General features: G+C 42.1%; 9 protein-coding genes. 7 read left to right on the top strand and 2 right to left on the bottom strand.

The genetic code is table 11. The features are described from left to right. Window positions 1-233: 233 nt before the first annotated feature. The 5 genes from fadB to ACRWP9_RS02170 all read left to right on the top strand — a co-directional run bounded on the left by fadB (window position 234) and on the right by ACRWP9_RS02170 (window position 8086). Window positions 234-2384, top strand: coding sequence for a fatty acid oxidation complex subunit alpha FadB (gene fadB / locus ACRWP9_RS02150; protein ID WP_434927660.1), 2151 nt, complete (start codon window positions 234-236; stop codon window positions 2382-2384). A gap of 22 nt (window positions 2385-2406) precedes the next feature. Then, on the top strand, window positions 2407-3570 hold the full coding sequence (fadA, locus tag ACRWP9_RS02155; RefSeq protein WP_434927661.1) for an acetyl-CoA C-acyltransferase FadA: 1164 nt from the start codon (window positions 2407-2409) through the stop codon (window positions 3568-3570). 271 nt (window positions 3571-3841) lie between these two features. Continuing rightward, complete coding sequence (gene tusA, locus ACRWP9_RS02160) at window positions 3842-4105, top strand: sulfurtransferase TusA (RefSeq protein ID WP_434927662.1); 264 nt, start codon at window positions 3842-3844, stop codon at window positions 4103-4105. A gap of 2 nt (window positions 4106-4107) precedes the next feature. After that, complete coding sequence (locus ACRWP9_RS02165) at window positions 4108-4551, top strand: MOSC domain-containing protein (protein WP_434927663.1); 444 nt, start codon at window positions 4108-4110, stop codon at window positions 4549-4551. 349 nt (window positions 4552-4900) lie between these two features. Beyond that, on the top strand, window positions 4901-8086 hold the full coding sequence (locus ACRWP9_RS02170) for an amidohydrolase family protein (RefSeq protein ID WP_434927664.1): 3186 nt from the start codon (window positions 4901-4903) through the stop codon (window positions 8084-8086). 93 nt (window positions 8087-8179) lie between these two features. Here the strand turns inward: ACRWP9_RS02170 and ACRWP9_RS02175 are convergent, their stop codons facing one another. Further along, on the bottom strand, window positions 8180-8749 hold the full coding sequence (locus ACRWP9_RS02175) for a DNA-3-methyladenine glycosylase I (protein WP_434927665.1): 570 nt from the start codon (window positions 8747-8749) through the stop codon (window positions 8180-8182). 113 nt (window positions 8750-8862) lie between these two features. Between ACRWP9_RS02175 and glyQ the strand changes: the two genes are divergently transcribed. Together glyQ and glyS are read left to right on the top strand one after the other, a co-directional pair. Then, window positions 8863-9768: a glycine--tRNA ligase subunit alpha gene (glyQ, locus tag ACRWP9_RS02180; protein WP_235087217.1), complete on the top strand. Its 906-nt coding sequence runs from the start codon at window positions 8863-8865 to the stop codon at window positions 9766-9768. 10 nt (window positions 9769-9778) lie between these two features. Next, window positions 9779-11848 carry a glycine--tRNA ligase subunit beta gene (glyS, locus tag ACRWP9_RS02185; RefSeq protein WP_434927666.1) on the top strand — a complete coding sequence of 690 codons (2070 nt, stop codon included), beginning with the start codon at window positions 9779-9781 and terminating at the stop codon, window positions 11846-11848. A 74-nt stretch (window positions 11849-11922) separates the two neighbouring features. Here the strand turns inward: glyS and ACRWP9_RS02190 are convergent, their stop codons facing one another. Further along, complete coding sequence (locus tag ACRWP9_RS02190; protein WP_434927667.1) at window positions 11923-12987, bottom strand: HDOD domain-containing protein; 1065 nt, start codon at window positions 12985-12987, stop codon at window positions 11923-11925. Window positions 12988-13145 lie beyond the last annotated feature (158 nt).

Raw genomic sequence — 13145 nt, forward strand, 5'->3', positions numbered from 1 at the left:
TTTGATTCCTATTCAGTAGTTGGCAAACACTCACAGTTTACCACAAAGGATAAAAATCACCTTAGTAGACAAAAATTAAACGGTCGTTTAAATTGGGTGTTGTAATTTCTGTCATTTAGTCGCACACTGTTGTGTAACTGGTCAAATGATGGCCTATACTGCTGTGAAACAAGCTTGATAACTACACGATTATAAAGATGTTGAAATCGCTTTAAGCAATAAGGAAGCAAGCAATGATCTACCAAAGCCCTACCATCCAGGTTGAGTTACTTGAAGACAATATTGCCAAGCTGTGCTTTAACGCACCGGGCTCGGTAAACAAATTTGACAGAGAGACTCTAGCCTCTTTAGATGCTGCACTAGATAGCATCAAACAAAAGACTGATATCAAAGCACTAATACTTACCTCAGCTAAAAGCACATTTATTGTGGGCGCTGATATCACAGAATTCTTAGAATTATTTAAGCAAGACGATGCCACACTGCTCGCTTGGGTTGAACAAGCTAATGCGGTATTCAATAAGCTTGAAGATTTACCTTTCCCTACCGTATCAGCGATTAACGGTTTTGCTTTAGGCGGTGGATGTGAAACGATTCTAGCAACCGACTTACGAGTTGCTGATACCAATGCACTTATCGGTTTACCTGAAACCAAATTAGGCTTAATTCCTGGCTTTGGTGGTACGGTTCGCCTACCTCGCGTAATCGGTGCTGACAATGCATTAGAATGGATCACATCAGGTAAAGAACAACGCCCTGACGATGCACTTAAAGTGGGTGCTATTGATGCGGTAGTCGCACCAGAAAACCTACACACAGCAGCTATTCAAATGTTGCATGATGCATTAGCGGGCAACCTAGATTGGCAAGCTCGTCGTAAGCAAAAGCAATCACCGCTGCTACTAGGTAAGCTTGAGGCTATGATGTCGTTCACCACAGCCAAAGGCATGGTGTTCTCTATTGCCGGTAAACATTATCCAGCGCCAATGGCAGCTGTGAATGTTATCGAAAAAGCGGCGACTTTAGATCGCGCTGGTGCATTACAAGTTGAAGCTCAGGCTTTTATTAAGCTGGCTAAAACTGACGTTGCGACGGCATTAATTGGTATTTTCTTAAATGACCAATTAGTTAAAGGCAAAGCGAAAAAAGCAGGTAAATTAGCGAAAGATGTTAACCAAGCTGCGGTATTAGGTGCAGGCATTATGGGCGGTGGTATTGCTTACCAAAGCGCCAGTAAAGGCACGCCAATTGTCATGAAAGACATCGCTCAGCCAGCATTAGAGTTAGGCTTGAACGAAGCGGCTAAAATTCTAACAACACAAGTTGCACGCGGTCGCTCTACGCCAGAAAAAATGGCTAAAGTATTAAACAACATTACGCCGTCACTAGATTATGCCTCTATCAAAAATAGCGACATCGTTGTAGAAGCGGTTGTTGAACATCCAAAAGTGAAGGCCACTGTACTGGCTGAAGTTGAAGGCTATGTATCTGAAGATGCGATTATTGCTTCAAACACCTCAACTATCTCTATCAACTTGCTAGCTAAAAGCCTGAAGAAACCTGAACGTTTCTGCGGTATGCACTTCTTTAACCCTGTGCACAAAATGCCACTTGTTGAAATTATTCGTGGTGAGCACAGCTCAGAAGAAACCATTGCAACAGTGGTCGCTTACGCCAGCAAAATGGGTAAAACCCCGATTGTTGTAAATGATTGCCCAGGCTTCTTCGTTAACCGCGTATTGTTCCCATACTTTGCAGGTTTTAGCGGACTACTTGCTGATGGTGCTGACTTTGCCGCTGTCGATAAGGTCATGGAAAAACAATTCGGTTGGCCAATGGGTCCAGCTTACTTACTTGACGTAGTCGGTTTAGATACCGGTCATCACGCACAAGCAGTAATGGCTGAAGGCTTCCCTGACCGTATGGGTAAAAATGGCAAAGACGCTATCGACATTATGTTTGAAAACAAACGTCTAGGTCAGAAAAACACTAAAGGTTTCTATGCTTACTCGGTTGACCGTCGTGGTAAGCCGAAAAAAGATGTTGACCAAACTAGCTATGAATTATTAAGCGCTGAGTTCGGTGAATTAAAGGCATTCGAGTCAGATGAAATCATAGCTCGCTGTATGATCCCGATGATCATCGAAACGGTTCGCTGTTTAGAAGAAGGCATTATTGCATCACCTGCTGAAGGCGATATGGGTCTAGTATACGGTATTGGTTTCCCACCATTCCGTGGCGGTGCATTCCGTTACTTAGACACCATGGGCGTAGCAAACTTTGTTGCCCTAGCAGACAAATACGCACATCTTGGTGGCTTATATCAAGTTACCGATGCAATGCGCGCACTTGCAGCCAACAACGGTAGTTACTACCAAGCCTAATAAGTGGGAAAGGAATTAAATCATGAAACAAGCTGTTATCGTAGACTGCATTCGTACCCCAATGGGCCGTTCTAAGGCTGGGGTATTTAGAAATGTACGTGCAGAAACTCTTTCTGCAGAACTAATGAAAGCATTAATGCTTCGTAACCCGCAACTGGATCCAAATACTATTGAAGATGTTATTTGGGGTTGTGTGCAACAAACTCTAGAGCAAGGTTTTAACATTGCCCGTAACGCATCATTATTAGCTGGTATTCCTAAAACGGCTGGTGCAGTGACAGTGAACCGTTTATGTGGTTCATCAATGGATGCACTTCATCAAGCGGCTCGTGCCATTATGACTGGCCAAGGTGATACCTTCATTATTGGTGGTGTTGAACACATGGGTCATGTACCAATGAACCACGGTGTAGATTTTCACCCAGGCCTGGCTAACCGCGTAGCTAAAGCCTCTGGCATGATGGGTTTAACTGCTGAAATGCTAGGTAAGTTACATGGCATTACCCGTGAACAACAGGATGCTTTTGCTGTACGCTCTCACCAGCGTGCACATGCTGCAACGATTGAAGGTCGCTTTGCCAAAGAAATTTGGGGCATTGAAGGCCACGATGTAAACGGCGCATTAATCAAGGTTATGACCGACGAAGTTATCCGTCCTGAAACTACCCTTGAGTCACTTGCTGGTTTACGTCCAGCGTTTGACCCAGCTAACGGCACTGTAACAGCGGGCACATCATCTGCACTATCAGATGGTGCATCTGCGATGTTAGTAATGGAAGAATCTAAGGCTCGCGCATTAGGTTTACCAATTAGAGCGCGCATTCGCTCTATGGCTGTTGCGGGTTGTGATGCAGCTATTATGGGTTACGGTCCAGTTCCTGCTACTCAAAAAGCATTAGCCCGTGCTGGTCTTTCAGTTGCTGATTTAGATGTGATTGAACTTAACGAAGCGTTTGCAGCCCAGTCTTTACCTTGTGTTAAAGATCTTGGTTTACAAGATGTAGTTGATGACAAGATTAACCTTAACGGCGGCGCTATCGCCCTCGGTCATCCACTAGGTTGTTCAGGTGCACGTATTTCTACCACCCTGATTAACTTGATGGAAGATAAAGATGCAACATTAGGTTTAGCCACTATGTGTATCGGATTAGGTCAAGGTATCGCGACTGTTTTCGAACGCGTTTAAGCTATCTTTAAAGTTAATCTGAGTTTATCAATCTAACGGGTTCACCCTATCGATTGTAAATTAACTCAAAAAACCGAATTATTGAAAAATAATTCGGTTTTTTATTTTTCATCAACAGGCTAATGTTCCACGTGAAACATGTTTGAGGAAAATTTAAAAACAAATTAAAACGTTAATTCATAGCTAAATCACATTAGTTACACCTAAACTTGGCAATCTAGATTTGGCGGAGTAAAATTATGAATATTAAAAAAGCTAAGTTGAAGTGGCAATGTCAGAAGAATTAACCTCCCTAGAAATATTCGCACAGGCACAACACCAGCTTGATGCGTTAGGCTTACGCTGCCCTGAACCAGTAATGATGATCCGTAAAGCGGTACGTAAGATGGCAGACGGTGAAACAATATTAATTACTGCCGATGACCCAGCAACAACCCGAGACATTCCAAGTTTTTGTGAGTTTATGGACCACACCCTAATTGCCAGCGAAACATCAAAAACGCCCTATCAATATCTGCTAAAAAAAGGACTATGAACATGGAAGCTAAGTTAGCAGCAATAGCTTATAAAACAGCTAAGCGTGGCAAAATGAGTCAAGTATTTTGCGCCAACGTCACCTTAGAGCGAGGTGTTGAAAATGATGTTTTTGGCCGTCCAGGAAAACGTCAAGTAACCGTACTATCTCAACAGCAATGGCAAATAGCCTGTAAGCAAATAAATGCCGATTTAGACTGGCTTACCCGTAGAGCAAATCTGTTAATAACAGGGTATGAGTTCAGTGCCGCTGATGTAGGCAAGACACTCAAAATTGGTGCGGACTTACAATTGCTGATCACAGGTGAAACAGATCCCTGTAAAAAAATGGAAGCCGCTTTTGCTGGATTAGAACAAGCATTAACACCAGACTGGCGAGGCGGTGTAACCTGTAAAGTCATACAAGCAGGACTGATACAACCAGATGATCCAGTAACGATGCGCTAAACATGACAACCAAATCACTTAATCGCTACTCTATAGATAAATGAATCTTGTCATATTAAAGGTTTATTTATCGAACATAACAATACTAAAAAAACCTCCAATCTAAGACCCGGTATATATCCATAAAGTTACCCATCATCTGCTTTATGCATGTCAACTTATCACACCATTTTTACAACCAAGTTACTTTTCTGTCATTATTTGAAACAGATTTTTTGTGTCGTTTTATAGCCATTTGTGCGATAAAGGTTACCAAGCCAGATTTGATGCTAACAAGCCTGACACAAACCACTTTAGATACTGTTGGTTGGCATTAATACTCTTATAATGATAAATAAATGGATCTTGCATGTTCACACAAAAACTTACCCCTATTTATACCGCGATAGCATTATCACTTGGTATTAGCTCAACTAGTTTTGCCACAGAAGATGAAGCAGCGAAATGGCAAGTCAACGCCCCAGAAAATGCCCCATTACAAAAAGTCGACATTAATGTCACTGATGGTACATGGATGAACGTCAATGTATCACCTGACGGCAAAACGATTGTATTTGACCTACTAGGCGATATCTATCAAATGCCTATATCTGGTGGCGAAGCAACCCAACTTGCTAGTGGCATTGCATGGCAAATGCAGCCAGTTTATAGCCCTGATGGAAAATATATTGCGTTCACATCAGATGAAGATGGCGGCGACAACATATGGATAATGAATGCCGATGGCACCAATCCACATCCAGTAACCAGCGAAACATTCCGCCTATTAAACAGCCCAGCCTGGAGTCCTGACTCACAGTATCTAGTTGCTCGTAAACACTTTACGGCAAGTCGAAGCTTAGGTGCTGGCGAAGTGTGGATGTATCATGTTGCTGGAGGTGAAGGCGTTAAGCTGACAGAACGTCCAAATGATCAAAAAGATTTAGGCGAGCCTGCTTACTCACCTGACGGCCGCTATATCTATTTCAGCCAAGATGCGACCCCGGGTAAAACCTTTCATTACTCAAAGGATTCTGTAAAAGGGATTTATAAAATTAAACGCTATGACACCCAAACCGGTGACATTGAAGTATTAATTGAAGGTACCGGCGGTGCTATTCGTCCAACACCAAGCTCTGATGGTAAATCTTTAGCATACATAAAACGCGATGGTTTCCAGTCGACCTTATATTCTCTGGACTTAAAGTCTGGTGAAGAAACAAAGCTGTATGACAAGCTAGATCGTGACATGCAAGAAACCTGGGCTATTCACGGCGTTTACCCAACAATGTCTTGGACCAATGATAATAAAGATATTGTGTTCTGGGCTAACGGTAAAATCAACAAGCTAAATGTGGCTAAAAAAACGCTTAGTGATATTCCCTTTTCTATTAAAACTCAGTTAGAAGTACAACCCTCTGTTAGATTTACTCAGAACCTTGATCAAGATAATTTTGATGTAAAAATGCTGCGCATGGCACAGGTCTCACCTGATGGTGAACAAGTGGTATTTGAAGCATTGGGCAAGTTATGGATCCGCGATATAAAAGATGGAAAACAAAAACGCTTAACTCGTTTAGATAATGATGTTAACGAGCTATTCCCTCAATGGTCACGTGATGGTAAAAACATTGTATTTACCACTTGGAATGACCAAGCCCAAGGTACCGTTAGCATCGTCAGTTCGCGTGGTGGAAAAGCCAAAGTGTTAACTAATGAACCTGGTAAATATGTTGAGCCAACATTCTCTCCTAATGGAGAATATGTGGTTTATCGTAAAGCTAAGGGCGGCTATATGACAGCTCGCACTTGGTCTCAAGAACCTGGTTTATATAAAGTTGATACTAAAGGTAAGAAAAACACCAAGCTATCTGCCAGTGGTTATCAACCACAATTTGGTGCAGATAACGACCGAGTGTACTTTATGGATTACGGCAGCTCGCCGCAACTTTCATCAATTGGCATGAACGGTTTTGAAAAACGTACTCATTACACTAGCGAACATGCGACAGAGTTTCGTATAGCCCCGAATGGTGAACATCTTGCATTTGCAGAACGTTTCCGTGTTTATGTCACGCCATTTGCTAAGCATGGTGAAACAATTAACATTGGCCCTAAAGCTAACAATCTACCCGTTACTCAACTCAGTGCCCGTGCCGGCGAAAGCATAAGTTGGAACAATGACAGCAACGAGCTTTATTGGACCCTTGGCCCAGACTTATATCAAGCCAAAGTTGATACTCAGTATGAAAAATCTGACGCCAAAATTGAGCCCCAAATAACCTCTATTGGCTTTAAACAGGATGCAGATGTTCCACGTGGAACAATCGCTTTTGTTGGCGGTAAAGTCATCACCCTTGAAAATGATCAAGTGATTGAAAATGGTGTGGTGATAGTTAAAGACAATAAAATTGTTGCTGTTGGCGATGCATCAACATCCATTCCATCTGGCGCGCAAGTTATCGATATTGCCGGTAAGTCTATTATGCCTGGCCTGTTTGACGCCCATGCACATGGTGGCCAAGCAGATGATGAGATCATTCCACAACAAAACTGGCCGCTCTATTCAGGCTTATCATTAGGAGTCACCTCTATCCATGATCCTTCAAATGATACCACTGAGATTTTTGCTGCTGCAGAGCAACAAAAAGCCGGTAACATTGTTGGCCCACGTATATTTTCAACCGGTACGATTCTATATGGCGCTAACGGCCCTGGTTATACCTCACACATTGATTCGTTAGATGATGCTAAATTCCATTTAGAACGCCTTAAAAAAGTCGGTGCTTTTAGCGTAAAAAGCTATAACCAACCAAGACGTAACCAACGTCAGCAAGTAATAACGGCAGCGCGTGAATTAGAAATGATGGTAGTCCCTGAAGGTGGATCGCTACTTCAACATAACCTCACTATGATTGCTGATGGCCACACAACGGTTGAACACTCATTACCAGTTGCTGCCATTTATAGCGACATCAAACAGTTTTGGAGCCAAACTAAAGTAGCTTACACCCCAACCTTGGTAGTAGCTTACGGTGGTATTTCTGGTGAACATTACTGGTATGATAAAACCGACGTTTGGGCACATCCACGCTTAAGTATGTATGTTCCGCATGATATTTTAGATGCGCGCTCAATGCGTAGAACCACTGCACCGGATGCACATTACAATCATTTTAATGTCGCACGCGTTGCCAACGAACTAAATGAAATTGGTGTTAAGCCAAACATTGGTGCACATGGACAACGTGAAGGTCTGGCTGCTCATTGGGAAATGTGGATGTTTGCCCAAGGCGGCATGAGTAATATGGATGTATTGAAAACAGCCACCATTAACCCAGCAACCACTTTTGGTATGGATCATCAGCTTGGTACAATCAAGCCAGGTAAACTAGCCGATTTGATTGTTATTGACGGTGACCCACTGACTGACATTCGCAGCACTGATAAAGTAACTTACACTATGGTTAACGGTAAGTTATTTAATTCGGAAACAATGAATGAGTTGAATGGCGATAAGATACAACGTAAGCCGTTTTTCTTTGAAACAAAATAGTGTAGATATAATTCACAGCATTATGTTGTAACAATAAAGGGTGTTCCACGTGGAACACCCTTTTTTATTAAGCGATACTCAAACCGCTCTACATTATTGACGCTTAGACGCGGCACAAAAGCAATCTGTGGTGTGGTCGTCGACCATGCCAACGGCTTGCATAAAAGCATAACAAATTGTTGGGCCAACAAAATTAAAGCCCATCTTCTTCAGCGCCTTTGACATAGCTTCAGATACTGGCGTTTGCACAGGCACATCTTTAAGCCTTGCAGGATAATTTACCTGTGGCTTACCGTTTACAAAGCCCCATAAGAATTCAGAGAAATCATTGCCCTGCTCAACAAAAGCTAAATACGCTTTGGCATTGCGAATAATGGAATTAACCTTTAATCGATTACGCACTATACCAGGATTAAGTAACAGCTCCTCGACTTTGTCTTGATCAAAGCTGGCGATAATACTCGGTTCAAAATGAGCAAAGCAGGCTTCATAGTTAGCCTGCTTTTTAAGAATGGTTATCCAGGATAATCCCGCTTGCTGACCGTCTAAACACAGTTTAGCAAAAAGCTCTATAGGGTCATAAACAGGCCGCCCCCATACCTCATCATGATATTGTTGATACATAGGGTCTTCACTTACCCAGCCACATCGGTTAACTTGCATGTTATGGTGTCCATTAACAATTTCAGTAATACGTTAAAAAATAACCTACATCTACCTTGTTCTACAAGGTATAATCAATTCCATTTTCTATTAATAGCCTGACAGTAGTAGACATGACGACGAAACATGACGTAAAGACATTCCAGGGTTTCATCCTAACCCTACAAGAATACTGGGCGCAGCAAGGTTGCGCAATTGTTCAACCGCTAGATATGGAAGTGGGCGCTGGAACTTTCCACCCACAAACATTCTTACGTTCCTTAGGGCCAGAGCCAATGAGCAGCGCTTATGTGCAGCCATCACGCCGCCCAACTGACGGACGCTACGGTGACAACCCTAACCGCTTGCAACATTATTACCAGTTCCAAGTGGTATTGAAACCTTCTCCAGATAATATTCAAGAGTTGTACCTTGGCTCACTTGAAGCTTTAGGTATTGATACTCAAGTCCATGACATTCGTTTTGTAGAAGATAACTGGGAATCACCGACTTTAGGTGCTTGGGGTTTAGGCTGGGAAGTCTGGCTAAATGGCATGGAAGTGACTCAGTTCACCTACTTCCAGCAAGTTGGCGGTATAGAGTGTAGCCCTGTTACGGGTGAAATCACCTATGGCTTAGAACGCTTAGCCATGTATATCCAAGAAGTCGATAGTGTCTATGACTTAGTATGGACAGACGGCCCAATGGGAAGAGTCACATACGGCGATATTTTCCATCAAAATGAAGTTGAACAGTCCACTTATAACTTTGAGCACGCGAATGTTGAAGTACTATTTAGACAGTTTGATGACTGTGAAAAGGCCTGCCAACTATTATTAGGCTTAGAAAAACCATTACCTCTTCCTGCATACGAACAAGTCATGAAAGCCTCCCATGCTTTTAACTTACTTGATGCACGCCATGCTATTTCAGTGACCGAGCGCCAGCGTTATATTTTACGCGTTCGTACCATGGCTAAAGGTGTAGCAGAATCTTATTATAAAGCACGTGAAGCGTTAGGCTTCCCTATGTGTAAGTAGAGGTTATTAGATGAAATTTGAAAACTTACTCATTGAAATTGGCACTGAAGAGTTACCGCCAAAAGCACTACGCACACTTGCGGAATCATTTTTAGCTAACTTTGAAGCAGAACTCACTAAAGCTGACTTACCTTTTACCACATCTACTTGGTATGCAGCACCTCGCCGATTAGCCATTAGCATTACTCAGTTAGCGTTAGCGCAAGCGGATAAAGTTGTTGAAAAACGTGGCCCTGCTGTTAGCTCAGCATTTGATGCTGACGGTAATCCAACCAAAGCAGCCCAAGGCTGGGCTCGTGGTAACGGTATTACGGTAGAGCAAGCTGAACGTTTAGTGACAGACAAAGGTGAATGGTTAGTTCATCAAGCCAAAATAGTGGGTGTAGCCACAAGCAGCCTTATTGCTGACATGACTCAACAAGCATTAGATAAGCTGCCTATTCCAAAGCCAATGCGCTGGGGTAATAACAAAACTCAGTTTATTCGCCCGGTTCATACTGTCACCATGTTATTAGGTGCCGAGTCTATTTCAGGTGAAGTGTTAGGGATTCAATCTGCACGAACCATTCGAGGTCACCGCTTTATGGGGCAAGCCTCATTTGAGTTAGATCATGCAGATAACTACATCACTATGCTCAAAGAACAAGGTAAAGTGATTGCAGATTATCATGCCCGTAAAACCTTGATAAAAGCTGATGCAGAAAAAGCTGCTGCGGTTATTGGTGGTATAGCAGAACTTGAAGATAACTTACTTGAAGAAGTCACCTCATTAGTTGAATGGCCAGTGGTATTAACCGCCAGCTTTGAAGAAAAGTTCTTAAACGTGCCAGCTGAAGCTTTGGTTTACACCATGAAAGGCGATCAGAAGTATTTTCCTGTGTTTGATAACGCAGGCAAGTTACTGCCTAACTTCATCTTTGTCACCAACATTGAATCGAAAGATCCGCAGCAAATTATTTCAGGTAATGAAAAAGTGGTTCGCCCACGTCTTGCTGATGCTGAGTTTTTCTTCAACACAGATAAAAAGCACACCCTAGAGTCTCGTTTAGCCAGCCTAGAGACCGTGGTATTCCAAAAGCAATTAGGCACGTTAAAGCAACGCGTTGAACGTATTTCTGCAATGGCAGGTTTTATCGCTGCACAATTAAATGCCAGCGAAGCTGATGCTAGTCGTGCAGGCTTACTATCAAAAGCAGACTTGATGACCAATATGGTGATGGAGTTTACCGATACCCAAGGCACTATGGGTATGCATTACGCCCGCTTAGATGGTGAGTCTGAAGCGGTTGCTGTTGCTATTGAACAACAATATAAGCCTAAGTTTTCAGGTGATACAGTGCCAACAGATGCGGTATCTTGTGCGGTTGCCTTAGCTGAAAAATTTGACACCCTTGTGGGTATTTTCGGTATTGGCCAAGCCCCTAAGGGAGCAGCAGATCCATTTGCTCTTCGCCGTGCCGCTATTGGTATTTTACGTATTATTGTAGAAAACAATCTACCGTTAGACTTAGTGGAATTAATCGCTCAAGCGCAAACACTTCACGGTGATAGTCTTAGCAATAAAACAACCGCTGATGATGTTCTTGAATTCTTTATGGCCCGCTTCCGTAGCTGGTATCAAGATAAAGGCATTCAAGTTGATGTGATTCTTGCAGTGTTAGCACGTCGCCCAACGCGCCCTGCTGATTTTGATAGTCGTGTTAAAGCGGTATCACACTTCCGCAGTTTAGAGGCATCCACAGCCCTTGCTGCAGCTAATAAGCGAGTGTCTAATATCTTGGCCAAGGTTGAAGGCACACTGCCTGAAACCATTAACCAGAGCTTATTAGTTGAACCGGCAGAAAAAGCTTTAGCGGATAAGTTAATCCAACTGCAACCAGAATTAGCACCCCTATTTGCTAATGCTGATTATCAGCAGGCATTAACCTTGCTAGCCGATTTACGTGAAAGTGTAGACACCTTCTTTGAAGATGTCATGGTGATGGCTGATGATGAAGCACTTAAGAATAACCGCTTAGCGTTACTTAATAGCTTACGTGAGCAATTCTTACATGTTGCAGACATTTCTGTACTGCAATAACGATTAGTTTAAATGTCATTACATAAAAAAAGCGCCCTAGGCGCTTTTTTTATGTGTATTCAAATTAGAGTGATTTAAAACTGTAATAATTTTTGATGTAGTTCATCAAAAGACTCGCGGGAAATGTCGACTTGAGCCAATAACTTAATCAGTACTTCTTCTGATATTTTATTCGCTTGTACTAACATAGAACATTCGCTTATCACATTCGCTCGCCAAACCGCTTTTGCTGCACCTGACTTAGGCGGTACATTAGCATTAGCAAGTAAGGATAAATTTTCAGCAAAGGTATTTGGCAATTGCCAATATTTAGCTAATAAAGCACTTAGTGTCAGTGATTTTGAGGTCATGAGCTGACTAAACAATAATGAATTGGGCTGTTCACCGGGTTCTGCTTGATGAAAAGCATCAATCAACATTTTGAATATAGCAATCTTACCCACATCATGTAATAGGCCTAATAAAAAAGCGCTATCACGCTCACCTTCAACAAGCTCGCTAGATAAAAAAGCCACCTGCATTGAATGACGCCATATTTCAGCGCCAAAACGACGGAAATAAATTGGCTTAATATCTATCATTTCGCGGGCCAAACAAGCCGTTACAAACTGCCTTAATTGTTCACGGCCCAATTGCACTAAAGCTTGTTGTAAATTAGTCACCTCTCTATCAGAGCGTTTGAAAGTTGTCGAGTTACATAACTTTAAGACTTCAACACTTAACAAAGGATCCTGTTCTATTAATTGCAATACGTCTTTAATATCGACGTCTTGATTAGCCAGCTTATTATCTAATTCAACTATTTTACTGGGAAGTTTTAACACATTTTCAGCTATGTCTTTGGGAGAGCTTAACGCAATCTCAATTTTGCCCATCACTTGGTGCTCAAGATTATTGGCTATACCCGTACCTTGCTGTTGCACAGGAAAAAGTAAACTATAAAATAACGCTGAAACATCAATTGATGACAACTGCTCAGCTTCATTAATCTGCGACTCTACCTGTGTTGTAGTGGCTCGTTCAGCGGCTTTAGCGCGTGATGCTGCTTTTAATTTTTCAGTATTGGACACACCGGTAAACTTAGCTTGTTCTTGATTATCACGAATATTAAACAACTTCTTAAAAAATGTTCTGACCACGGCATTGATCCAAATGATAATGAATAAAAGGCTCTGACTTAACCATAGCACTCTGCAATAAAAGTCGCAGCTAAATGGCGCTGTTTTATAATTTAGCTCAACAATAAAATCTAGATGAGTTATATTTAATTTGCTGATTTCAACAAGCTCACCATAGA

This window comes from Shewanella sp. HL-SH2, assembly GCF_051164935.1.
In the GTDB taxonomy this organism is placed as follows: domain Bacteria; phylum Pseudomonadota; class Gammaproteobacteria; order Enterobacterales; family Shewanellaceae; genus Shewanella; species Shewanella glacialimarina.

Bases quoted from the DNA above. Each gene is read 5' to 3' on its own strand.
- fadB (WP_434927660.1), top strand. From the start codon at position 234: ATGATCTACCAAAGCCCTACCATCCAGGTTGAGTTACTTGAAGACAAT.
- fadA (WP_434927661.1), top strand. From the start codon at position 2,407: ATGAAACAAGCTGTTATCGTAGACTGCATTCGTACCCCAATGGGCCGT.
- tusA (WP_434927662.1), top strand. From the start codon at position 3,842: ATGTCAGAAGAATTAACCTCCCTAGAAATATTCGCACAGGCACAACAC.
- ACRWP9_RS02165 (WP_434927663.1), top strand. From the start codon at position 4,108: ATGGAAGCTAAGTTAGCAGCAATAGCTTATAAAACAGCTAAGCGTGGC.
- ACRWP9_RS02170 (WP_434927664.1), top strand. From the start codon at position 4,901: ATGTTCACACAAAAACTTACCCCTATTTATACCGCGATAGCATTATCA.
- ACRWP9_RS02175 (WP_434927665.1), bottom strand. From the start codon at position 8,749: ATGCAAGTTAACCGATGTGGCTGGGTAAGTGAAGACCCTATGTATCAA.
- glyQ (WP_235087217.1), top strand. From the start codon at position 8,863: ATGACGACGAAACATGACGTAAAGACATTCCAGGGTTTCATCCTAACC.
- glyS (WP_434927666.1), top strand. From the start codon at position 9,779: ATGAAATTTGAAAACTTACTCATTGAAATTGGCACTGAAGAGTTACCG.